Below are 21,988 nucleotides of genomic sequence, written 5' to 3'. Positions count from 1 at the left end.
GCGGACGGCGATCCAAGCGACTGCGACACCACAGGCAGCGGTCCCGGACTCTTCGACATCCCCGGCCTGCTCGTAGACGCGATCACGTCGTTCCTGGGCACGCTCATCGAACAGGTCATGCGGCCGGTACGCGAGTTCCTCGCCGACACGCTTCTGGCCACGCCCGATGTCACCCGGCACGCCGACATCAAGAGGCTGTGGGCGGCCGTGCTGGGGATCACGACCGGGATCTACGTGGTGTTCGTGACCGCGGGCGGTATCACGGTCATGGGCTACGAAACGGTCCAGACCCGCTATGCCCTGCGGCAGATCGCCCCGCGTCTGCTCCTGGGGATGGCTGCCGCGGCCAGCTCGCTGACGGTGATGCGACAAGCGATCGGCCTGTCCAATGCTCTGGCCCACGCGATCATGGCAACCGGTATGTCGGATGCCGGGCAGGGCATGGTCGAGCGGGTTCTGCCCTTCGCTCTCTTCGGCGTCCCGGGCCTGAAGCTGTACGTGCTTCTCTTGGCGATCTTGATGATCGCGTTGGTGCTCGCGGTGCTGATCGGCTTTCTGGTGCGCATCGCGGTGATGGCGCTGCTTGCTGTGGGTGCGCCCCTGATGCTGGCGTGTCATGCCCATCCTCTGACCGATCCGGTCGCGAGGTTGTGGTGGCGTGGCCTGGCTGGATGCCTGGTCATCCAGGTTGCCCAGTCGATGACGTTCGTCCTGGCTCTGAAGCTGTTCTTCGCCCCCGGCGCCACGACACTAGGTATCCCCAAGTCAGACCAGCTCGGCACGGTACTCGCCGGTGTGGCCCTGTTCTGGGTGCTGTTCAAGATCCCCGGGTGGACCCTTCAGGTCATCCTGCGGGGTACGCCCGTGCACAACCCGCACGCGCCCACCGGGGTGCGCATCCTCAAACACCTGGCGCTGTACCGGCTCATGGATCACTACCTGCCCGGCATGCGCCTGCTGCGAGGACGCGGGGGACCGGCAGGCGGTGCTGGGTTCGGCTCCTCGTTGCGCGGCGGGCTCGGGGGTGGCGGAGGCGCTCCCCGCGGACCGACTGGTGGTCGACCCGGCAGTGGTGGAGGCAACCGTCCAAGACCGGGCGGATCCGGTGGGGGAGGAGGCCGACCAGGACCAGGACCAGGACCAGGACACGGCTGGCCCGGTGGTGCTGGTGGCCGCCGACCAGAATCGAGCGGCGGCGGACCCCGCCGTGGCCGACCGCTGGCCGGCGGGCCCGGACCCGGTGGTGGGCGAGGCCGGGGAGCAGCCGGTCAGCGCACCAGCGGCGCCGCTGCCGGGTCAGGCACCCACCGGAGCGCCACCGCACGCACCCAGGCGGTTCCCGCCTCGTCCGCAACGCCCGGCGCCGCTTCTCGGCCGGGCCACACCTCTCAGTCTCGCTCGCCCGGCTCGGCCCACGTCGTCGGTACGTCGATCGGTCCCTCCGCTGGTCCCCCCGCCGCCCAGCCCCGCGGCGCCCGACGACCGACCTTGTCCTCCGCCGCCCAGCCCGTCCCCACGCGGGCGGCCTCGGCCCCGCGTGCGCGTCAGCTGGCGCTCCCCGTACCCGCCGCGCGCGTCCGCGTGCGCCCGCCGCGGCCTGTGCAGCTACGGCTGCCCCTCGAACCCCCACGAAAGGGAAATCGCTCGTGAACAAAGCTGACGACGCAGCCGACCCTCCCTACGCCACCCGCATCCCGGCGGACATCTCCCGCCCCGACCGCGTCCTGGGCCCCTTCACGGCCCGGCAAACAGTGCTCCTCGCCGGCGCCGTGCTTGTGCTCTATGGCGGCTGGTGGGCCACACGTTCCTTCATGGCGCCGCTTGCCTACGCCGCCCTGGTGATCCCGATCGCCGGGGCGGTGGCCGCGGTCACGCTCGGCCGCCGGGAGGGCATCAGCCTCGACCGCTTCCTGCTCGCCGCCCTCGCCCACATCCGCACCCGCGGGCGCCGGGTCCACGCTCCCGAAGGCGTACCGCCACTACCCGCCGTCGTGCCCCGCCGCTGGGCCGAGTCCGCAGGTACTCGTCCGATCGCCATGCGCATGCCCTACCACGGCATCACCCCGGGCGGAGTGCTCGAACTCGGCGCTGCGGGAAAGGCGGCCCTCGCGACGTGTTCCACGATCAACTTCGAGCTCCGCTCGATGGCCGAGCAGCAGAGCCTGACCGCGGGGTTCGCCCGGTGGCTCAACTCCCTGACGGGCCCGACCCAGCTGCTGGTGCGCTGCCACCGCATCGACCTGGCACCGCTCGCCGATGCCCTCCAGCAGGATGCCGCCGCACTGCCGCTCCCCGCGCTGGAGCGGGCGGCTCTGGCGCACGCTGACTTCCTCGCCGATCTGGCCACCACCGGCAACCTCCTCGGCCGGCAGATCGTCCTCGTCGCACGCGAAGAGGCCCCCGTGTCAGGCGCGCATCGGCACGCGGGAGAAGAGGGAGTGCTCCAGCGCGTGGCTGAGGCCGCCCGAGCGCTCACCGCCGCGGAGGTCACTGTCACTCCGCTGGATGTCGAGCACAGCGCCGAGCTGGTCCGCGCGGCCTGCAACCCCGACACTCCCGTCCCGCCCGTCTCGGCGCCCACCGGAAGGTGACCTGGTATGACCGCGCTCCGCTTCAAACGCCGCCACGTCGTGAGCCAGCCGTCAGCCGTTGATGGCGCTGAACTGCTGGAGGTTGCCGGGCCCGAGTCCGTCGAGGTGCACGCCCGCGCCCTGGCTATCGGCGCGGAGCTGGCCACCACGCTCGTGGTCACCGGCTATCCGGCCGAGGTCACCCCCGGCTGGCTCGCGCCCCTGCTGAACTTCCCCGGCCATCTCGACATCGCCTTGCACATCGAGCCCGTTCCCAACCCGGTCGCCGCGGCCGGATTGAAGAGGCAACGTGCCCGGCTGGAGGCCGGCCGCCGTACCACCTTCGACAAGGGGCACCTGGACGAGCCGGAGGTCGAGGCCGCCGCGGCGGACGCCGCCGACCTCGCCTACCGCATCGCCCGCGGCGAGGGAAAACTCTTCCACCTCGCCCTCTACCTGACCGTGCACGCCCCCGACGAGAACATTCTCGCCGAGCAGGCCGCAGCCGTCCGCGCGATCGCCGAGTCACTGCTGATGACGGTTGCGCCGACGACCTACCGGGCCCTGCCCGGCTGGCTGGCCACCCTCCCTCTGGGCATCGACACCCTCAAGATCCGCCGCACCTTCGACACCGCAGCCCTCGCCGCCTGCTTCCCCTTCACCAGCCCCGACCTCCCCCTCACCACCGATCAGGACGGCACGGCATCGGGAGTCTTGTATGGGCTGAACACGGTCTCCGGCGCCCCCGTCGTGTGGGACCGCTTCGCGCAGGACAACTACAACTCCATCACCCTGGCCCGCTCCGGCGCGGGCAAGTCCTACCTGACCAAACTCGAACTGCTCCGGCTGCTGTTCACCGGCGTCACCGCTTCCGTCATCGACCCCGAGGACGAATACGTCCGCCTGGCCGACACCGTCGGCGGACACGTCATCGCGCTCGGCGCCGACGGCGTACGCCTCAACCCCTTCGACGTCCCGACGGCCACCGGGAGCCGTGACGATGTCCTGACACGGCGTGTGCTCTTCCTGCACACCTTCCTCGCCGTCCTCCTGGGCACCGATCCGGCCCCAGGCGAGAAGGCTGTGCTGGACAAGGCGCTCCTGGCCACGTATGCGCGCGCCGGGATCACCACGGACCCGCGTACCTGGCAGCGGACCCCGCCCACCCTCGCCGACCTCACCACCGTCCTCACAAGCGACGGCAGCGAGGCGGCCGTCGCTCTCGCCCACCAGCTGGCCCCCTTCACCACCGGTTCGCACGCGGCCCTGTTCAACGGTCACAGCACCGCCTCCGCCTCCGGGCACCTCGTCGTGTTCGCCCTGCGTCAGCTACCCGAGGAGGTCAAGGCACCGGCCATGCTGCTGGCGCTGGATGTGATCTGGCGCCAGGTCACCTACCGCACACAGGCTGGCCGACATCTGGTCGTGGTGGACGAGGCGTGGCGGTTGATGCGCGACGGCGCCGGTGCCGCCTTCCTCTTCCGCCTGGCCAAAGCCGCCCGCAAATACTGGACCGGCCTCGCGGTGATCACCCAGGACGCCGACGACATCCTCGCCTCCCCACTCGGACGGGCCATCGTCTCCAACGCCGCCACCCAGATCCTGCTCCGCCAAGCCCCCCAGGCCATCGAAACGATCAGCGAGAACTTCCACCTCTGCCACGGCGAGCGCGCCTTCCTCCTTGCCGCGACCCGGGGCGAGGCCCTGCTCCTGACGGGCGACCGCCGCCACAAGGTGGCCCTCATCAGCGTCGCCGCACCCGGCGAGCACGAAGTCATCACCACCGACCCGGGCGAACTCGCCACCGCCCGCCACCACGCCGACGAGGATGCCGACGCCGCTGGGCTCTGCGTGGACAGCACCTCCGTCGACGAGCCCTTCGGCTACGACGCGGGGCTCGGATCATGACAGCCCTGGGGCACGACATCTCCGAGCCGGACGGACCGCTGGTCGACTTCTTCACCGACCCGGGTGGCTTGTGGGCCGCGATCGGCAAGCAGGCCATCGTGTGGCTCGCCGACCAGGCACCCGTCCTCATCCCCGGCGTGGCCGTCGCGGTGACCGGCGGTTGGGTGCTGTGGAGCCGTGTGCGTGTGTGGCGTGAGCGGCGTCTGCTCCAGGGTGCGCGCTGCGTGGAGATCCTCGCACCACCCGCCGTCGCCCCCAAGGGCGGCGAGGTCCTGTGGGCCCAGCTCACCGGACTGCTGCGCCCCTGGTGGCGCCGGATCACCACCGGCCAACCCCACCTCGCCTTCGAGTACACCTTCACCCACACCGGACTGGCAATCCGCCTGTGGCTGCCGGGCACTGTGCCGCTGGGTCTCGTGCGCCGCGCCGTGGAAGCCGCCTGGCCGGGCGCCCATACCCGGCCCACCCACCCGGCCCCGCTCATCCCACCCGGACGCGTCGTGAGCGCCGGACGTCTGCGCTCGGCCCGCCCCGACATCCTGCCGCTGCGCACCGACCACCCCACCGACCCGCTCCGCGCGCTGCTCCAGGCCGCCACCGGCATGAGCGAGGACGAGTCCGCATGCGTGCAGATCCTGGCCCGCCCCGCCACCGGCAGCGCCCTGCGCCGAGCCCGCCGCCAGGCCCGCATGCTCAAATCCGGACAGCCCACCACCCGAGCGCTGGCCCTGACCCTGCTCCTCCTGCACCGCGCCCAGCCCTCCACCACCGGCAAACAGGACCCCGACCACAGCACCGCTATCCGGCAGTCCGCCACCAAACTGGCGGGCCCACAGTGGCAGTGCACCCTCACCTACGCCGCCACCTGCTCCACCAGCACAGAACGCGCCCGCGGTGCCGAGGACGTGGCACGCGGCCGTGCCCATGCACTCGCCTCCGCCTTCGGCCTGTACGCCGAACGCAACTACCTCGCCCGCACCCGCCTGCGCCGCCCCGAGCCACACCTGAGCGCCCGCCACTTCCCGCGCTCCCGCCCCGCCCTGCTCTCGGTACCCGAGCTCGCCGCCCTCGCCCACCTACCCGTCGATCCGGACGCACCCGGCCTCCAGCGCGCCGGCGCCCGATCCGTCCTGCCGCCCCCGCCCATCCCCGAACCGGCACCCGGCAACGCCGTCAAACCGCTGGGCCGCGCCGAGGCCGGATCCCGCCGCCCAGTCGGCCTGCACGTGGCCGACGCCCGCCACCACCTGCACGTCATGGGCGCCACCGGCTCCGGCAAGTCCACCCTCATCGCCAACCTCGCCCTGGACGACGTCCGGCAGCGACGCGGCGTCATCGTCATCGACCCCAAAGGCGACCTCGTCACCGACCTCCTTCGGCGCCTCCCGGACACCTGCGCGGACCGGCTCGTTCTCATCGACCCGGACGACCCGCACACTCCGCCCTGCCTCAACGTCCTGGATGGCACCGACATCGACGTCGTCGTCGACAACATCACCGGCATCTTCCGCCGCATCTTCACCGCCTTCTGGGGCCCACGCACCGACGACCTCATGCGCGCCGCCTGCCTGACCCTCCTCAAACACCGCCAGCGCACCCACCAACTCGTCACCCTCGCCGACGTCCCCCGCCTCCTCGGCGAAAGCTCCTACCGCCTGCGCATCGTCCCCGCCCTCAAGGACCCAGTCCTGCGCGGCTTCTGGGACTGGTACGAGTCCATGTCCGAGCCCTCCCGCGCGGCCGTCGTCGGCCCGGTGATGAACAAGCTGCGGGCCTTCCTGCTACGCGACTTCGCTCGCCGCACCATCGCTGCAGGCCCTTCCACGTTCGACCTCAGTCACATCCTCAACGGCGGCATCCTCCTGGCACGCCTACCCAAAGGCGCCCTCGGCGAGGAGACGGCCCGCCTGCTGGGCTCGTTCATCGTCGCCGGCACCTGGCAAGCCGCCGCAGCCCGCGCCCGCACACCTGAACGCTCCCGCATCGACGCGACGCTCAGCATCGACGAGGCGCACAACTTCCTCACCCTCCCCTACCCACTGGAGGACATGCTCGCCGAGGCCCGCGGCTACCGCCTGTCCATGCTGCTGGCCCACCAGCACCTCGCACAGCTCCCCCGCGACCTACGCGAGGGCATCTCCGCCAACGCCCGCAACAAGATCTTCTTCAACACCTCACCCGAGGACGCCGCCGCCCTGGAACGGCACACCCTGCCCACCCTGAGCGCGCACGATCTGGCACACCTCGGGCCCTACCAGGCCGCCGCCCACCTGCTGGCCAACGGAGCGGACACCACCGCCTTCACCCTCACCACCCAGCCCCTGCCAGCACCCGTGCCCGGCCGGGCCAAGGACCTGCGCGCGGCTGCCGGCGGCCGTGCCGGCCCACGCCCAGCCATCCGCCCCTGAACACCCGCGCCCCGGGTTCCCCGACTCTTTCTGATGGTGATGCGTCATGCCCGCACTTCCCCGTCCATCCCAGGGCCCCGGCTCGCGCTACACCGCCCGGGCCGCCGCCACCCGCCACCGTTCCGCCTCACCCACGGACATCAGCGCCCTCACCCGCCGCCTCACCGGCAGAGATATCTGGCTGGCACGGATGCTCCACGAGCACCGCGTCCTCACCACCCACCAGATCGCCCGGCTCGCCTACCCCTCACCCCGCACAGCCCAGCGCCGCCTGCGCACCCTGCACCTATACGCCCTCGTGGACTCCTTCCGACCCCTCACCGCCACCGGCTCAGCCCCCGAGCACTACACACTCGGCCGCACCGGCGCGACCCTGCTGGCCGCCCACGCCAACCTCGACCCCGCGGCGCTCGGCTGGCGCCCCAGCGCGACGGGCCGCATCGCCTACTCCCCCTGGCTCGGCCACGACCTCGGCGTCAACGAACTCCTCACTCACCTCGCCGCCCACACCCGGACAGCCCGCGACACCGAACTGGCCCTCTGGCTCTCCGAACGCTCCTGCGCCCGCCGCTGGGGCGACATCATCCGACCCGACGCCTACGCCCACTACCGCGAAGGCCCCGTCGTGCTGCCGTTCTTCCTGGAGTACGACACCGGCAGCCAGCCCCTGGCACGTGTCGAGGCGAAACTCGCCGGCTACGCCGCCTTCACCACCGCCGACGGCGCCCGGCCAGCTCTGCTCATCCACACCCGTACCGCCTCCCGCGACCAGGCCATCCGGCGCCGCCTGGCGAATCCCGCACGCGATCTCGGCCTGAGCATCGCCACCTCCTCGGCGGACTTCACCACCACCACGCCCTGGGGCCCCTGGTGGAGCCCCCTCTCAGCAGCGGACAGCCAACGCACCACGCTCACCCGCCTCGCCACCCACTTCACCCACCTCAGGCCAGCCAACGCTGTGGAGCCCTCCGACGCCGACACGCCCCTCACTCTGCCCGTACCCCCGCTCCCGCCCTCACCAGAGGCCAGCTCCTGAGCTCGATGTTGGGCAAAACGGTCGCCGGCATCGGCAGCGCCATCCTGGTCCTTCCGCTACTGGCCGTCCTGTCCATCGCCGCGCTGCTGAACGGACCGCCCTTCGACGGCGCGACGGCTCCCGCGAGCAGGTGCGCGCTGCCAGACATCCCTGCTTACATGTGCACCCTCTACCAGCGAGCCGCCTCCGAATGCCCCGGCCTGTCCTGGACGATCCTTGCCGCGATCGGCAAAGTCGAGACCGACCACGCACGCCACCCCACCATGATCTCCTCGGCGGGCGCCCTGGGCCCGATGCAGTTCCTCCCGTCCACCTTCAAGGCCTACGCCTATCCCGTACCGCCCGGCGGGAAGAAGCCGCCCACCCCTTGGGACCCGGTCGACGCCGTCCACGCCGCAGCCCGTCTCCTCTGCGCCAACGGCGCCGAACACGGCCTCGACCTACGGCGCGCCATCTGGCACTACAACCACAGCGACGCCTACGTGAACCAGGTCCTGCAGATCGCCACCCGGTACGCAGTGGCCACACCCGCTCCAACCAGGAGCGCCACCAGCACAGTCGCCTACGCTCGCGCCCAGATCGGCGCCCCCTACGCCTGGGGCGGCAACGGCCCACGCGAGGCCGGCTTCGACTGCTCCGGCCTCACCCAAGCCGCCTACCACGCCGCCCGCATCGCCATCCCCCGCACCGCCCAAGCCCAGTACGACCACGGCCCCCGCCTCGCCCAGGGAGCACCTCTAGCGCCAGGGGACCTGCTGTTCTTCGGCATCAGCCCCCGCTCCATCGCCCACGTCGCCCTCTACACCGGTCACGGCCAGGCCATCGACGCCCCCCACCCGGGAGCGGGCGTCCGCCAGGGCCCCGCCCATACGAACTCGCCGTCCTTCCAAGGCGCAACCAGGCCCTCTGAAGCAGGGAAGACCAGGTGAACAGACAGATCCCGATCCGCGAGGCAGTCGCACTGCTGCGAACCATGACCCGGGTACTGTGCGCGGTCGGGTTCCTCGCTCTGATCTTCACCACGGTCAACGTCACCCGCTTCGCCACCAGCCGAGACGTACCGCTCCCGATCGCGATCCTCCTCGACCCGATGATCGGCACCACCCTGGCCGGCGTCCTCTACATGGACGCACACCTCGCCGCCTGGGGAATCACCCCGCCAGCCTGGTCGACCACACTGCGCTGGGGCGCCGGATGCACAGCCGCCCTCATGAACACCTGGGAAAGCCTCTGGCCTGATCGGCACATCGGCTGGCCCGATCGAGCCGATCCAGCAGCCGTACTACTGCACCTGACCCCCGCACTGCTCCTGATCGCCCTCACAGAAACGATCGCCGCATACCGTCGATGCCTCACCGACCTGGTGGACCGGACCAGTTGGCCTGTCCCCGCGGAACAACCCGAGCGCCGCACCGCCGATCCGGCCGGATCGGCCCAGGAGCGGGGCGACCAGCCCTGCCCCGCCACCGATCACCACCACAGCGCTCTCCCGCAGAACTGCCTTGACGACGAGCTGCCGTGCGCTCGGCACACACCGGGTCCTGGGGCCCCCATGGACGAGGGCGGGGTGACAGACACCGACTTGTGGTCCCGCGCCGTGTCGATGAACAACACCGCCCGCACCGCCTCTGGAAAGCCGGTGAGCGTCTGGAAGCTACGCACCGAACTACGCATCGGCCCCCGACGCGCTCGCCAGATCCACGAGCGGCTCCTTACCCACACCACCGATCCGCAGCTCTGACCACCAAGAGCGGCCGACCGATCGCCTGCTCGGCTCCGATCCAATCGCTATCCCACCACCGCTCGGCCCGAGAAATTCGGAACACAGCTCCTCATCGCGACGCTCATCACCGACGGCCGACGCCCCGCCCAACGACGGTTGCACCTTCGCCGCCCGCTCTGATCTGGTCAGACCCGCACGGGTGACGTCGCTTGACTTCGTCGCGGAGCGGAGCGTCCATGGTCGTGGCCGACGCAGCGGACAGACCACGGGCAACCGTGGATTCGCCCTACACGGCCATATTCACCCGGGAGACACGCGATGCGCACGCGCCCGGATGAACCCCGCGGCCCGCCGCACGCGGCACCGCACCCCGGCCGGGGACCTCACCCCCTTCACTCACGAAGCGAAACGAGGTACCCCATGTCCACAACGACCCATGACGACACCGCCACACCCGACGCCCACGCAAGCCCGAAACCGCACAACGAGCTCACCGACACCCAGTCCGCAGTCCACGCTCACCTACTCGCCCTCACCGAGGAAGCCACGGCCGCTGAACTCACCGTCTCCGCTGGCCTCGGCCGCTCCACGATCAGCAAGGCCCTGGCCGCACTGGAGAACAAACGACTGGCGATCCGCATCCACGGCGGACACGACGGCCCGCGCCGGGTCCCCGACCTGTGGCGTGCGGCGACCACAAACCCGCCAGGCCATGGCGACAACGACCACACCGAGGACCCCGGCGGCAACCGGTCCGAATACGCAGCCGAGACGAGCGAGGAAGTCCGCAACGCCGAACCCGGCGAGGGCGCAGCCCCCATCACACCCGATAACGGAACTGCTGACGCCGGTACGGCCTCAGCGGGTGACGAACGACACGACGGACCGCAGCAGGCGCACACGAGCCAGGAGTCATCTGGCAGCAGCGAACAGCAAAACCCCACCTCTGATGTACAGACACGGGTCAGCCGCACGTCTGGCACGCGCAAGCGGCTCGCCCCCGGCGGACTTCGCCAGATGGTCGTCGAACATCTGCGAGCACACCCCGAGAAGGCCTTCACCGCCACGGGTATCAGCCGCGCTATCGACAAGTCCTCCGGCGCCATCGCCAACGCCCTGGTCACGCTCACCAAACAGGGCATCGCTGAGCAGGTGGACGAACGTCCCCGCACCTACCGACTAAAAAAATCGGAAAGCAAGTCGTAGACCAATTTCCAGGTGGCGGGGTGCTCCATCAAGGGGCACCCCGCTATTCCCTCTCGCGCCATTACCACGTGCCCCGCTCTCGAAAAATCCGGACGTTGCCGCGTCTCTCGGCACCTGAAACGGGAATCAAGAGGCACACATAACTCACTAGCTCCCGTTGACCTCGCGACCGTAGTCGATTGCTGCATCCAGTGCCGTCATCTAGTCCCTCACAGTCCGGATCCAGCCAAGTGGTCAACGGACGGAGCGTTGGGCATGCGCCATAGCGCACATTGCTCATAGGCTGTTGGGAGGCCCGGTGGCTGTTGCCGGGCGTGGGCATGGAGGGGCACGGGGTGGGGCTGGCGCCGGATCTCAGGGTTGTGGCCGAAGGCATGATCAAGGCGGCCATGGGCATGATCGACACGGTGATGCCAGGGGCCCGGGATACCGCGATTGCGCTCTTCCATGAACTGGACCGGCAACGTGGCATGGCGGGTGATGACGATGCCGGGCATGCTTTCGCGAAGGTGTACAAATCGGCGGCGTCTACAACCCTCGACAAGATGGGTTTCAGCGCCTACGTCATGAGCGAAACAGGCAGGGGGCTGATGCGTAATGTCCGTGAGTTCATGGCACACGAGAGCCACATCGCCTCGTCCATTCTAAAGAAACAGGTGGATCTGACCCAGGGCATGGGCGACCCAGCCCAGGACTGCACGGAGAATTTCATCGACCTCGGCCAAGATCTCCCCGAGGTCATCGGAGACACCGCCTGGTACGACCAGTACGCCCCCGGTGGCAGAAGCAGTCGTTTTCGTGGTTCACCGGAGAAGCTCCGTGATGTCGCCGCATCCTGGCGTGCCGGCGGGAAGCTGATGCTGCGTTTCCTTGAGGACGCCCAGGCCTACGCGCACACCGCCGACCACGCGCACTCCGGCGAGGCCGCCGAAGCGTTCCGCCGCTACTTCGCCGGTTTCGTAGGCTTCGGCACTCCACCCGAGCAGGCGCAGCAGGACGAGACCTTGGTGGCCAACCTGGTGGCGACATGCCACCAGCTCGCGAAAGCCTGCGACCAGTACGCTGACCATGTCCAGGCGTCCAAGGAGAAGATCCAGCAGCATGAGATGGATCCCTTCCACATGGACGCGCCCTGGGACTCGCCCATCTTCGGAGGCAACGGCTACGACGGCGGACTCAACGACGCCGTCACCAGCGATCCGTGGATCAGCCGTCTCGGTAACGTCGCACACGCCCTCGACGCCTCACAACGGCGCGTCAAGATCCCAGGCGGATCGGACCGCCCTGGTCTTCCCGGGCTGCCGCTGCTTCCCCCGCTCCCGCTTCCCGTGCCGGTCCCGATGGCCCTGGCCTCGTACACGACACAGCCGCCCGGGATCATGTCCCGCGGGAGTGGCTTCGATCCAACGCTGAACCGCGATCCCCTGCCGCCGGACCCAGGCACCACACAGATCCTCAGCGCAGCCGAACAGGCACAGTTCCGTGCCTGGGCAAACTCCCTACCCCCGGGTGGATTCGCCGGCGGGGGCGGGCCCACCGACCCCGACAACGCCTACCAGCTCCGCGTGGCCGGATACCCCGAGCGCGAGGTGCCGCTGCCCTCCTCGGCCACCGGAGCCAGCGGGCGGGGCTTGATGGCCGACGGGATGCGTCCCGTGGACGGATACGCCGTCGAAGCCAAACACGTCCGCGATCCCGGCTGCCGGAACACCTTCCGCAACCTCGACAAGGTCGACCGGACGCTGGGGACACCCCCAAAGGTGGACGCGCAGGGGCGGGTGAAGTTCGATCCCCACCGCGACGGCATGTACGTCAAGGACGCAAAAGAACTCGCCCGCTACAAGGCCGCCTTCGCCGATCCCCGCAACGACGAGATTCGGGGCTTCGAGGTCATCACCAACGATCCGGACTCCGCACCGTACTGGCAGAGCATGATGGCCATGAGCGGTGTGACCGGCACCGCACGTTACGTCCCGTAGGAGCACCACGCCCCATGACGCACTCCGACGCCCGCCGGACCACCTTCAGCTTCGCCCCGCCCGTCGACGACGCCGGCGCCTGGAGCCTGAACCTGGAGGACTTCGCCAACCGCCTCCTGCAATCCTTCCCCGGCGGCTCGGCAACTCCCGAAGGAGGAATGGGGCCACGCGACGCCGACACCCTGTCCTTCGAGATTCCGCTGGGCGGCGGCACCTGGCTGGAGGGGCTGGCCACTACTCCCTACCCCGGGGTCGGATCCGTCACGGCGATCACCGCCTCCGCGCAGGAGGCCGCGGTTCTCGCCCGCTGGCTGCGCGACACCCTCGCGCCCGCACCAGACCTGATCTTCTTCACGACTGAACCGGCCCTGGAGAGCGGCGACACCGACTACCAGCAGATCCCAGCCCACAGCGACGTACCCGAGATCGCCCACATGCTCCAGGAACACATCGACGCCCACGCATGACGTCACCGGTGAAGGAGCCCAGCCATGTCCCGCCATCGTCTGCCTTACCAGGCTCTCATCCTCGACTTCGGCGGCGTGCTCACTGTCGGTATCCGCGAGGCTCATGAGGCGTGGTGCATGGCCGAGGGGCTTCCCGTAGGCGCGTGGGAGTGGGCTCTGGGACAACATCCGGAAGGCCGACGCCTCTACCGCGCCCTCGAAACCGGGGCCATGGCACAGCACGAGTGGAACCGGCGCACCGCACGCATCCTCGGGCTGGAGGACCACCACGACCTCATGGGCCGCGCCTGGCGCGCCGTCCGCCCAGCCACCCAAATGATCGACCTCGCACGTACGGCCTGTGCGGCAGGAATGAAGCTCGCCCTGCTCTCGAACAGCTTCGGCACGGACCCCTTCAACCCGTACACCCACTGCGGAGTGTGGGAGCTGTTCGACGTGCACGTCATCAGCGAACGTGAACAGGTGGCCAAACCCGACCCCTTGATCTACCAGCGGGCTCTCGAACACCTCGGCGTGCCTGGACAGCAGTGCCTCTTCGTCGACGACAACGAGGCCAACCTGCCTCCGGCCCAAGCCCTGGGAATCACCACCGTGTGCGCTGCCACCGAAGCCGAGACCGTAGCCATGCGCTCTGTTGACCGGCACTCAGGATGCCGACGAGAGGGGCGTTCACGGTGCCGATGAAGATTCCGGCGAATCGGGCGTCGTCGGCGAGGGATCACTCTCATCGACAAGGTGCCGGACGGATGTGTGAGACCGCCACCTCCACGATAACAATGGGACTTCGGGTCGCGCCGGTCTTCGGGGAGGCTGCTGCCGGGAACGGCGCCGGCGATTCACCCGGTCAGGGAGGGCGCGAGCAGGCGGCCACGGGCAGCAGTGCGATCCGCGGCCAGATCTCGCGCGGCCCGTGGCCGAAGCGGCGGTGCACGGTCACGGCGGCGGCCCCCAGCGCCTCGATGGCGTGAGCGAGCGGGTCTCCGCGGCCCGTGGTGAGCAGTGCGTCGGGATCGAGGGCGACGACGGCCTGGACGCCGATCCACAGCAGCCGCTCGGCGGTTGGCGCGGCCTCGGCGCAGCCAGCCGCGCACGGTGCCCTCCGGGCGCCGAGTTCGGCGGCGATCTGCCGGTGTCCGTGGCCGCGTACGGCGCTGGCCAGGGCCTGGCCCAGGAAGCGCACCGTGTATGCGCGGCGGGGCAGCAGGTCGCCATACAGGAGCACGTGCGTGCGGTGGCGGGCGGTGCACCGGACCCGGTCCGGCCGCATCGTGACCGGTTCGCCGTCGAGGTCGCTGACCGTGCGCGGTATGGCCCGGCCCCACGGCTTGAGCAGGGCGGCGCAGTCCGGGCAGCGCAGCATGCGGCGGGCCAGCGCCCGGCGGGCGGCAGCCACGTCTGCGACCTCGATCAACGTTCACCCTCCAGGCTCCGACCCGGCAGCCCGACAGGCCAAGAGGCGGCCCGTGTTGCACCTTGGGGCTCGACCGCCGACGAGCGCGAGAGCCCCGGCGTCTCCCGGCGGACCGGCACCTTGCCGACAAGCGCGACCGCCTCGTCCCGCCCGCACCACTGGCCCCGCTCGACGACTCGTGTCATCGGCAAGGAGCCACCGCCTACGAACAGCGCACCCGGAAGGAACCATCGGCGCGTTCAACGCCCGATTCCCGCCCGCGATATCGGCATGGTGAATACCGCCCAGCAACCGCTCTCGATCCCCTACGGCCTCGCTGTGCCTCACCAAACCGGTGGCAGCTCAGTTCCAGTCACTTCTGTGGAGTGACGGTCAGGTCCTCGTCGTCGAAAGGCGGGTGCGTCTGACGAGGCACAGGCGTCGGATCGGTCATGGCCTCGCACAGGGCACGGACGAGGTGGGTCGGCGTGTGGGGATGCGCAGTCCCGTGCCACAGGGCCACGTTTTCAGTGGCGCGGCGTGCGGCAAAGAGCCAGTGCGCGCCTTCGCGATCGGGCGCCTCGGGCTGGAGGGGGGTGACGACGACGGCGCGCTCGCCGGGCGCGTACCAGGCGCATTCGTGCATGGCCAGATCGCGGATCCATTTCGCAGCCTCCAGAGGACGGGTGGCCTCTGCTACCGGCAGCAGTGCCGGCTGATTGCGCCGTCTGTCGGCCGAAGCAGGGGTGGTGCGGGGGCGAGTGGCTTCTGCGAGGAGTGCGGCGATCAGTTCGGGCGGGGTGTCCCTGGTGAAGCGTGCGGCCCAGGTGCGTTCTTGTCCGGGTCCGGGGCGGGCGGTGAGCTCCCACCCGATGGCGGGGCACTTGCCGTCCGGCGCTGTCGCGCGCTGGGGGATGTGGAGGACTTCGAGTAGTTCATCTTGGTGGTCGAGGCGCAGCACGAGGGCGCCGCGCGTGCGCGTAGCGTGCCAACGGTTGGCCAGCATCTCTTCGATCACGTTGGCGGTCGCGGCCTTGTCGGGTCCTGCCAGGTATCGGGGCGTGACCAGGTACGAGAGGTTGCGGGGTGGGTACTTGGACATGCGTCTTCTCTCATTCCGGGGAGAGTGCCCAGGCCTGCGGCCTTGAGGGCGTGCGGTGGCTAGCGCGTGGGCGGTGGCTTTGGCGACTTCGGTGACGGCCTGAGCGGGTCAGACGGTGGGGACAGCGGGCCCGTGGGTACGGCACGGCCACGGCGATCAGGAGCAGTGCCGAGGCCAAGCCATCGGATGCCCGCTGCGGGCTGATTCGGTTCAGCGGTCAGGGCGGGGTGATATGCCGGAGCGTGCCCAGGACGCGGGCGAGGCTGCGGCCCTGGTCGGGGCCGTCGGCGTAGCCTCGACAGATCGCCAGGGCGTCGGCGACGTCGGCGTACGGATCGCCGTAGTCCGCTGTGGACTCGACGCCGTCATCGCGGAAGGGGTTTCCTCCGGGCCTGTCAGCGTCGTCGCGCGTGGTGTGCTGGTTCATCGCTGTCATCGGGGGCCTGCGTGTCCGCAAGCGACGGAGATGCTCGAGCCGCTGCAGGCGCATGGCCCGCTGCGGTGTCGCGCTGGTGGCTGCTGTGCGGCGGAGGTGGTGTGACGGGTGGCGGCCTCTAGCAGGCGAAGGCGCTTGGGCAGCGGGAGGTGATCGAGTTCCTCCAGCCGTGCAGGCAGATCGTCATCGAAGGTACTGGTCGTCCGCTGGGGGAAGGCCAGGTTCAGCAGGCATGCGGCGGCCTGGTCTACGACGCGGCCCAGCGAGGGCGGGTGGCTACCGAGTTCGTCGTCGTCATAGAGCTCGACGACTAGCCGGGCAAGCAGGTCATGCAGGGGCGGGGCAGCCTGGTCGGGACAGGCAGCGAGTCGGATATGGGCCTCGGTGAGCAGGCGGTCGGTGGTGGAGCGGTGGTACGGGTTCACGGCCGGTTGCCCTTCCGTGCGGTGTGTACGGCAGTCGGGATCTGCTGCGTTGAGGTGTCGTGGCTCGGCGATACCAGGTTGTAAGCCGGGCCGTCGTCTTGGCTGGTGCGGGAACGGATCCGGTCGCCACGCGGTGCGACGCCGATCGGGCCTTGGTCATCAGGGGCGGGAGATGGTGAGGGCGCCCACCTCGGGGCCCGGGCGCTGTTGGCGGGGTACAGGGGCGGGATCGGCAAGTGCCGTGCACAGGGCGTGGATGAGGTAGGTGGGGGTGTCGGGGTGGGCGGTGGCGTACCACAGGGCGATGTTGTCGATGGCACGGCGGGCGGCGAACAACCAGCTCGCTGCGCCGTTTCCGTACTCGTCCGGGGCCAGCGGGGTGACGACGACGGCCTGCTGGCCAGGCCCGTACCAGGCACATTCGTACTGCGCGAGATCACGGATCCAGCCCGCCGCCTCCAGAGGTCCGGTCGCCTCTTCGGGCGGTCCTGGCGTAGCCAGACAGCGCGGTCCATCACCGTTGGCGCAGTCCTCGTCCGCGGCGGTGAGAGCACCGGTGAACGCGGCGATCAGTTCGGGCGGGGTGGCCTGGTCGAAGTGCACCAACCAGGCGTACGCCGCACCCGGGGCGGGTCGGGCGGTGAACTCCCAGCCGTCGGCCGGACATGGCCGATCCCCGGTCGTGGGGATGTGGACGGCTTCGAGGAGGCAGCTCGGGGCGTGGTGCGAGTACACGGTGCCTTGCCCGTACGGGCCGCTTGACCAGCTGCTGTGCAGCAGCTGGGCGGCTACGGCCGTGGTGGCGTTCTCGTCCGGGCCTGCCAGGTATCGGGGGCTGATCAGATACGGGGGGTTGTGGGGTGCGTGCATGGTCACGCTTCCTTTCGTCACAGCGTGGGTTGTGCCAGGTGGGCCGCCCCGGGGCCGGGGTGTCCCAGCTCGGGGGTTCAGGGGTGGGTGGTGGTGAGGGCGGTGGTGGCGGTCTTGCCGATCGCGGTGGCGGCCTGGGCGGGGTCGGCGAGTTCCAGGAGGGTGGTGCCGGGCAGTGGGCGTGGGTCGGGCTCGAAGGCGAGCCACAGCACCGCGCATCCCGCCGCGCGCAGGGCGGCGATGCGTTCGGCGGCGGCCTGGGCCTCTTCTCGCCGGTAGTGGCCGTCGGAGGCGATCACCAGCAGGCGGCCTGCGCCGGGTGTCTTGAGGTCCAGGCCTGCGGTCAGGGCGTCGGTGGCCTCGGCGAGGCTGTGGCCGCCTCCGTCGGCGCTGAACTCGGTTACCTGTGCCGGGACGCGGCCCGGTGCGGTGATCGCGGTCAGGGCGCGGCGGTAGGCGATGGTGGCGGTGCGGGAGTCGGGGTCGGTGAGAGCGGCAGCCTTGGCCACGATCCATGCGGCCGAGGCGATCGGTGCGGCGGCGGCACTCATAGAACCGGAGACGTCGACGGCGATGGCGACGCGCAGCGGCGGGGTAGGGCCCTGGCGGCGCTGGGTGCGGATCCAGGGCTGGGCGGTGGGGGTGGCGCCTGCCGCTTTCTGGGCGTCCCGGGCGAGGGCGCCGCGCATGTTGAGGCGTCCAGGCGGTGCGGCCGATGCGGTGACGGTAATCGTGCGTTCGCGGTAGGCCGCAGCCCGCAGTGCACGGGCCAGCCGTCCCGCCGCCGCCTTCTCGGCCGATGTGGGAGGCCGAGTGCCGGTCACCGGTGACAGGGCACGGCGACCTCTCGCCCGCTCACGCTGGCTGTCAGGGGTAAAGGGCCGGGCCCCGGGGACGAAGACCTTCTCGGCGATGTCGACCGCCTGCCGCTCGTGTGCGGCCTGGGCGGCTTTCGCGTTGGTGCGGGCCGTGCGGGCGGCATCATTGCGGGCCTGGGCGGCCCGCTGCGCGGCTTCGTTCGCGCTCACCGAAGCGGCGACCTTACTGATCACCTCGGCCAGTTCGCCCACGCGCCCGCTCTGGGGGTCTGGGGCCGGTTCGGGCTGATCAGGTGCGGCACCGAGTGCCTGGCACCAGGCACGGGCGTGCTCCACCATGACCTGCCCGTCATCGTCAGCGGTGGCATGAGCGACCGTCCAGATCGCTGCAAGGGTGTCCAGGAGGTCGGTGCCCAGGATGCTAGTGACAGTGTGTTCGACCGGCTCGGTCTCGTCAGGGTCGAGGATCCCGGCGTCGCGCCGTGCAAGGATCAGCCCTGCGGCCGTCGCTGCCTGCCACCGGTCGGTGGGGGTCTGGCTGGTGAAATCGTCCAGGACCAGGGTGTGCAGGGCGCTGCGCAGAAACGTGCGGTCGGCGGGGCGCCGGGACAGGTGGGCGCGCTCGGCGCGGGATTCCTCCAAGATCTGGGCTGCCATGTCCAGGGCGGTGCCACGTAGCGAGGGTGGGGTGGTCCACCGGGTGTGGGCGGCGTGCGCCGCTTCGTGCGTGAACGCGCCCCAGGCGATCGGGTAGTTCGCCTCGTCGCCCACCCGGGTGGGGTTGATGGTGGCCGGGTTCAGGGGGGCGAACATGGCCCTGTCGAGCTCCAGCTGCGCCGTGACCGGGTAGAAGGCTGCGGGGGCGCCACAACGAGTGCCTCTCTCGCAGGAGACGATCACGTCTTCGCGTTCGGCGAGTTCGGGTAGCCGCTCGGTCAGGGCGGCGGCAATCCGCAGCCAGTGCCCGGCCTGGGGGTGCGGTCGTGCGTCGTAGATGGGGCCGCCGTCGTCCTCCCAGCGGGCCAGGTCTCGTTCGGTCGCGCTCGGAGCGGGCGGGGCGGGCAGGATGTGCATGGGTGCGGGCATGGCAGATGCGGTTCCGTCCAGGAGTGAGTCGTGGGGGGGGCGGCCCCGGGGCCTGGCGAGGGCCCGGGACCGGGGCGGTGTGTCAGAGCTGGCGGCCCAGGGCCAGGGCGTTGACCGGGCGGCCGATGGCCTTGGTGACGATCTCGGCGACCGCATCCCGGTCTTCCAACGGGGCGACGCCGACCAGGTTGGCAAACGCCGCCTCGGTGCCCAGGACGTCGGCGATCTTCTGGAAGGCGATCAACTCCCGCAGCTGCGGCGCCCAGCCGACATCGCCCGCCTGCTGGAGGGTGGCGAGGTTGCGGGCGATCCGTACCGCCGTCCGGTTGATCTTCAAGGAGGCGGCCAGGTCGTAGTCGGAGCCGACCTGGATCTGGACCGAGAAGCGGCTGGCGAGTGCTTCGGTGAGGACTGCGCCGTGTACGCCGGGGTTGTGTCCGGCGATCACGTAGAAGCCGTCGGCGGCGATGATCGTCTCGCCTTTGTGCGCCTTGACCTGGATCTGTCTGCGGCCGTCCATCGCCGGATACAGGGCAGCCAGCACCTTGGGGGAGATCAGGGTGGCGTCGTCCAGGAGCAGGGGGCGGCCCTCCTGCATCGCATTCACGAGCGGGCCGTAGACGAACTCGTAGCCACCGCCCGCGTCCTGGGTGTATTCGCCGATCAGGTCGCCGACCGTCGTGTCCCCGTCTCCGGCCACCGTGATCAAATCGGGGAACGCGGCCTCGATCAAAGAGGTCTTCCCGGTACCCGGCGGTCCGTACAGGAGTACCGCGACCCCTGCCTCGCGTAGTTTCCGCAAAGCGTCCACGTCCGGCATGTCAGCCAGGACACGCGGGTGATAGGTCTGCCCGTTCGGGCGCGCGATGGGCAGGGGCCGCCCTTCTACTCTTCGGGCCCGAGGCGGCGGTGGCGTGCTGGGACTCGGCGCAGGTGGGGGTGGGCCGGGCGGTGTCGCCGTGAACCTGGCACGGTGCGCAGCTGCAGAGGTCAGGCTCGTCGCCCGGTACATCCGGGGTTTGCCGCCTACTCGCTCAGCCTCACCCCGACCCACCAGGGTCTCGCATGCGTTGCCGATCGCTCCGCCTGAGTGCCCAAGTAGGTTGGACAGTTCGGTAACGCTGAACATTGCCGGTTCGCGATCAGCCAGGACATTCGCAACCCGAGCCCGCAACTCCCCCGGACGGGCCTTCCACGCCTGGCCTGGAACAGCGCCAAGAGTGTTCACCGGGGTCGGCGAGGCTGCCGGAGCATACGGGGGTGCGCAGGAGGATGACGCGGCGGTAGACGAAAAAGCTTTGGGCTGGGTCACAGCAGGGGCCTTTCGGGGGTGGGGCTGCGGGGGCGCCGCTCCAGGCGGCGCCCCCGACCGGTCAGGAGGTCTCGGGCGCGGTGGCGTCCCGGTAGGAGGCCAGCAGTCGGCGCAGGAACTTGGCTGAGTGGTCCCGGTAGGCGCAGAGGGCTTCCAAACGCAGGGCTGCCATTCGCGCACTGGGTGCCTCGTCGTACGGGCGTCCGGTCCGCCGATCGCTGCTGGTGACGATGCTGGCGAGATCCCGGCGCTGCATCTCGGCCTCTTCGTCGAGCCAGTCGACTTCGAAGACCATCTGGGCCACCAGTCCGGATAGTCGGCGTAGACGTTCTTCACCTTCGCGGCTGGCGTAGTCCAAATCCGTGTAGGGATTCCCGGTGTTCAAAGCTCCTGCGGCCAACCGGGTACCAAGCCAGAATCTTGGTCTGTGGGAGTCGCTGGTCACGGCATCTCACCTTTCGTGAAACGGGGGTTATTCCTGCGGCTTCTGACGGGGCCTGGGCACCTTCGGGAGCAGTTGAGGACGTTGCTCGCGACGCGGCTGCGGCGGGCGGTGGTGGACTGCCCAGAGTTCGGGCAGGGGCTTTCCCTGACTGATCCAGGCGTCCAAGGCGGCGAAGGCCTTGAGGACCTGCACATACTCGGCGCTCCAGCGAGCCCGCCGGTTGCGTTTCACCGACTCGATGTCCGCAGTTGCTTCCTGCAAAATTCGCAGGATCACATTGATGTCCATTTCTCTCCTCTCTCAAATTTCGCGTGCCTTCACGAGGCACACTTCACCTGTCGCTCGATTTCTCGTTTTTTGGCAAGCAGAGCTTCAGGCCATAAGTTCCGAACTGCTCGCCCGTCGTGCTCACCCAGGGCGTGACTGACGCCAAGCGGGTCCTAGCAGCAGTCTTGACCGCCCTGGGTGGCACATTCGATTCGGGGCCGGGTTCAGTCTTCGAGTTCGGTAATGGTGACCGTACAGTGACCGCCAAGCACGCTCGTGATATCGATACTCTTCCCGGTGGCAGGGGCCCACTGGGAAACCCATACTCGTGACCAACTTCGGCTCAGAGTCTGCCCGTTCTCAACCGCCATCAGCACTCCGGAAAATGTCACCGGCTGTCCGAACTCGCCGAAGCCGAACTCAACCCACTCGTCCCGACAGATCACGGTCTGGAACGTGATCCAGTTCAGCGCGTCTGATTGCCGGAGTTGTACCGCATTCACTGTTCGTGTGCGATCATCCATGGCGACACCTCTCTTG

At 69.7% G+C, this 21,988-nt stretch carries 21 protein-coding genes; 12 read left to right on the top strand and 9 right to left on the bottom strand.

Going from position 1 to position 21,988, the window contains the following annotated elements:
• Positions 1-117 precede the first annotated feature (117 nt).
• The 11 genes from Sm713_RS05180 (at position 118) to Sm713_RS05130 (ending at position 13,981) form a co-directional block, all read left to right on the top strand.
• The gene (locus Sm713_RS05180) at positions 118-1,650 is read left to right on the top strand and encodes a hypothetical protein (protein ID WP_249416520.1); all 1,533 of its coding nucleotides are present in this window, start codon (positions 118-120) and stop codon (positions 1,648-1,650) included.
• The gene (locus tag Sm713_RS05175; RefSeq protein ID WP_212908483.1) at positions 1,647-2,591 is read left to right on the top strand and encodes a PrgI family protein; all 945 of its coding nucleotides are present in this window, start codon (positions 1,647-1,649) and stop codon (positions 2,589-2,591) included. Before Sm713_RS05180 ends, Sm713_RS05175 begins: the two co-directional genes overlap by 4 nt.
• 6 nt (positions 2,592-2,597) lie before the next feature.
• Positions 2,598-4,478 carry a VirB4 family type IV secretion system protein gene (locus Sm713_RS05170; RefSeq protein WP_212908482.1) on the top strand — a complete coding sequence of 627 codons (1,881 nt, stop codon included), beginning with the start codon at positions 2,598-2,600 and terminating at the stop codon, positions 4,476-4,478.
• Positions 4,475-6,886 carry a type IV secretory system conjugative DNA transfer family protein gene (locus tag Sm713_RS05165; protein WP_212908481.1) on the top strand — a complete coding sequence of 804 codons (2,412 nt, stop codon included), beginning with the start codon at positions 4,475-4,477 and terminating at the stop codon, positions 6,884-6,886. The genes Sm713_RS05170 and Sm713_RS05165 overlap by 4 nt, the downstream gene beginning before the upstream one ends.
• Positions 6,887-6,932: 46 nt before the next feature.
• Positions 6,933-7,922: a replication-relaxation family protein gene (locus tag Sm713_RS05160; RefSeq protein ID WP_212908480.1), complete on the top strand. Its 990-nt coding sequence runs from the start codon at positions 6,933-6,935 to the stop codon at positions 7,920-7,922.
• A 5-nt stretch (positions 7,923-7,927) separates the two neighbouring features.
• On the top strand, positions 7,928-8,851 hold the full coding sequence (locus tag Sm713_RS05155) for a bifunctional lytic transglycosylase/C40 family peptidase (protein ID WP_283249760.1): 924 nt from the start codon (positions 7,928-7,930) through the stop codon (positions 8,849-8,851).
• Complete coding sequence (locus Sm713_RS05150) at positions 8,848-9,663, top strand: extensin (RefSeq protein WP_249416103.1); 816 nt, start codon at positions 8,848-8,850, stop codon at positions 9,661-9,663. The genes Sm713_RS05155 and Sm713_RS05150 overlap by 4 nt, the downstream gene beginning before the upstream one ends.
• 402 nt (positions 9,664-10,065) lie before the next feature.
• A complete protein-coding gene (locus Sm713_RS05145) occupies positions 10,066-10,851 on the top strand; it encodes a hypothetical protein (RefSeq protein WP_212908479.1) in 786 nt (261 codons plus the stop codon).
• Positions 10,852-11,186: 335 nt separating this feature from the next.
• Entirely contained in the window at positions 11,187-12,830 is a 1,644-nt protein-coding gene (locus tag Sm713_RS05140; RefSeq protein ID WP_249416102.1) for a restriction endonuclease fold toxin-2 domain-containing protein, read from the top strand.
• Positions 12,831-12,844: 14 nt separating this feature from the next.
• Positions 12,845-13,297, top strand: a complete 453-nt coding sequence (locus Sm713_RS05135) for a hypothetical protein (RefSeq protein WP_212908478.1) — start codon at positions 12,845-12,847, stop codon at positions 13,295-13,297.
• Between the two features lie 24 nt (positions 13,298-13,321).
• The gene (locus Sm713_RS05130) at positions 13,322-13,981 is read left to right on the top strand and encodes an HAD family phosphatase (RefSeq protein WP_212908477.1); all 660 of its coding nucleotides are present in this window, start codon (positions 13,322-13,324) and stop codon (positions 13,979-13,981) included.
• A gap of 160 nt (positions 13,982-14,141) precedes the next feature.
• On the opposite strand, the gene Sm713_RS05125 is transcribed toward Sm713_RS05130, so the two are convergent.
• The 3 genes from Sm713_RS05125 to Sm713_RS05115 all read right to left on the bottom strand — a co-directional run bounded on the left by Sm713_RS05125 (position 14,142) and on the right by Sm713_RS05115 (position 16,216).
• Complete coding sequence (locus Sm713_RS05125; RefSeq protein WP_212908476.1) at positions 14,142-14,708, bottom strand: hypothetical protein; 567 nt, start codon at positions 14,706-14,708, stop codon at positions 14,142-14,144.
• Between the two features lie 352 nt (positions 14,709-15,060).
• Positions 15,061-15,789 carry a DUF317 domain-containing protein gene (locus Sm713_RS05120; protein WP_212908475.1) on the bottom strand — a complete coding sequence of 243 codons (729 nt, stop codon included), beginning with the start codon at positions 15,787-15,789 and terminating at the stop codon, positions 15,061-15,063.
• Between the two features lie 217 nt (positions 15,790-16,006).
• Complete coding sequence (locus Sm713_RS05115) at positions 16,007-16,216, bottom strand: hypothetical protein (protein ID WP_212908474.1); 210 nt, start codon at positions 16,214-16,216, stop codon at positions 16,007-16,009.
• A gap of 158 nt (positions 16,217-16,374) precedes the next feature.
• Here Sm713_RS05115 and Sm713_RS05110 point away from each other — a divergent pair, with 158 nt between their 5' ends.
• Positions 16,375-16,539, top strand: a complete 165-nt coding sequence (locus Sm713_RS05110) for a hypothetical protein (RefSeq protein WP_212908473.1) — start codon at positions 16,375-16,377, stop codon at positions 16,537-16,539.
• Between the two features lie 270 nt (positions 16,540-16,809).
• Here the strand turns inward: Sm713_RS05110 and Sm713_RS05105 are convergent, their stop codons facing one another.
• From Sm713_RS05105 to Sm713_RS05080, 6 genes are all read right to left on the bottom strand, one after another.
• Positions 16,810-17,520, bottom strand: coding sequence for a DUF317 domain-containing protein (locus tag Sm713_RS05105; protein WP_212908472.1), 711 nt, complete (start codon positions 17,518-17,520; stop codon positions 16,810-16,812).
• A gap of 77 nt (positions 17,521-17,597) precedes the next feature.
• Positions 17,598-19,424: a VWA domain-containing protein gene (locus Sm713_RS05100; RefSeq protein WP_212908471.1), complete on the bottom strand. Its 1,827-nt coding sequence runs from the start codon at positions 19,422-19,424 to the stop codon at positions 17,598-17,600.
• A gap of 82 nt (positions 19,425-19,506) precedes the next feature.
• Positions 19,507-20,553, bottom strand: coding sequence for an AAA family ATPase (locus tag Sm713_RS05095; protein ID WP_249416101.1), 1,047 nt, complete (start codon positions 20,551-20,553; stop codon positions 19,507-19,509).
• Positions 20,554-20,797: 244 nt separating this feature from the next.
• Entirely contained in the window at positions 20,798-21,181 is a 384-nt protein-coding gene (locus tag Sm713_RS05090; protein ID WP_212908470.1) for a hypothetical protein, read from the bottom strand.
• A 27-nt stretch (positions 21,182-21,208) separates the two neighbouring features.
• Complete coding sequence (locus tag Sm713_RS05085) at positions 21,209-21,469, bottom strand: hypothetical protein (RefSeq protein WP_212908469.1); 261 nt, start codon at positions 21,467-21,469, stop codon at positions 21,209-21,211.
• Between the two features lie 203 nt (positions 21,470-21,672).
• Positions 21,673-21,972 (bottom strand): hypothetical protein, encoded by a 300-nt coding sequence (locus Sm713_RS05080; protein ID WP_212908468.1) that lies wholly within the window; start codon positions 21,970-21,972, stop codon positions 21,673-21,675.
• Positions 21,973-21,988: the final 16 nt, after the last annotated feature.

The organism is Streptomyces sp. TS71-3 (assembly GCF_018327685.1).
In the GTDB taxonomy this organism is placed as follows: Bacteria; Actinomycetota; Actinomycetes; order Streptomycetales; family Streptomycetaceae; genus Streptomyces.
This window is presented reverse-complemented; position numbering and strand designations above follow the sequence as displayed.

Excerpts from the sequence above, each read along its gene's own strand:
- Sm713_RS05180 (WP_249416520.1), top strand. The coding sequence starts at position 118 with ATGCGGCCGGTACGCGAGTTCCTCGCCGACACGCTTCTGGCCACGCCC.
- Sm713_RS05170 (WP_212908482.1), top strand. The coding sequence starts at position 2,598 with ATGACCGCGCTCCGCTTCAAACGCCGCCACGTCGTGAGCCAGCCGTCA.
- Sm713_RS05165 (WP_212908481.1), top strand. The coding sequence starts at position 4,475 with ATGACAGCCCTGGGGCACGACATCTCCGAGCCGGACGGACCGCTGGTC.
- Sm713_RS05160 (WP_212908480.1), top strand. The coding sequence starts at position 6,933 with ATGCCCGCACTTCCCCGTCCATCCCAGGGCCCCGGCTCGCGCTACACC.
- Sm713_RS05155 (WP_283249760.1), top strand. The coding sequence starts at position 7,928 with ATGTTGGGCAAAACGGTCGCCGGCATCGGCAGCGCCATCCTGGTCCTT.
- Sm713_RS05145 (WP_212908479.1), top strand. The coding sequence starts at position 10,066 with ATGTCCACAACGACCCATGACGACACCGCCACACCCGACGCCCACGCA.
- Sm713_RS05135 (WP_212908478.1), top strand. The coding sequence starts at position 12,845 with ATGACGCACTCCGACGCCCGCCGGACCACCTTCAGCTTCGCCCCGCCC.
- Sm713_RS05130 (WP_212908477.1), top strand. The coding sequence starts at position 13,322 with ATGTCCCGCCATCGTCTGCCTTACCAGGCTCTCATCCTCGACTTCGGC.
- Sm713_RS05120 (WP_212908475.1), bottom strand. The coding sequence starts at position 15,789 with ATGTCCAAGTACCCACCCCGCAACCTCTCGTACCTGGTCACGCCCCGA.
- Sm713_RS05115 (WP_212908474.1), bottom strand. The coding sequence starts at position 16,216 with ATGAACCAGCACACCACGCGCGACGACGCTGACAGGCCCGGAGGAAAC.
- Sm713_RS05105 (WP_212908472.1), bottom strand. The coding sequence starts at position 17,520 with ATGCACGCACCCCACAACCCCCCGTATCTGATCAGCCCCCGATACCTG.
- Sm713_RS05100 (WP_212908471.1), bottom strand. The coding sequence starts at position 19,424 with ATGCCCGCACCCATGCACATCCTGCCCGCCCCGCCCGCTCCGAGCGCG.
- Sm713_RS05095 (WP_249416101.1), bottom strand. The coding sequence starts at position 20,553 with ATGTTCAGCGTTACCGAACTGTCCAACCTACTTGGGCACTCAGGCGGA.
- Sm713_RS05085 (WP_212908469.1), bottom strand. The coding sequence starts at position 21,469 with ATGGACATCAATGTGATCCTGCGAATTTTGCAGGAAGCAACTGCGGAC.
- Sm713_RS05080 (WP_212908468.1), bottom strand. The coding sequence starts at position 21,972 with ATGGATGATCGCACACGAACAGTGAATGCGGTACAACTCCGGCAATCA.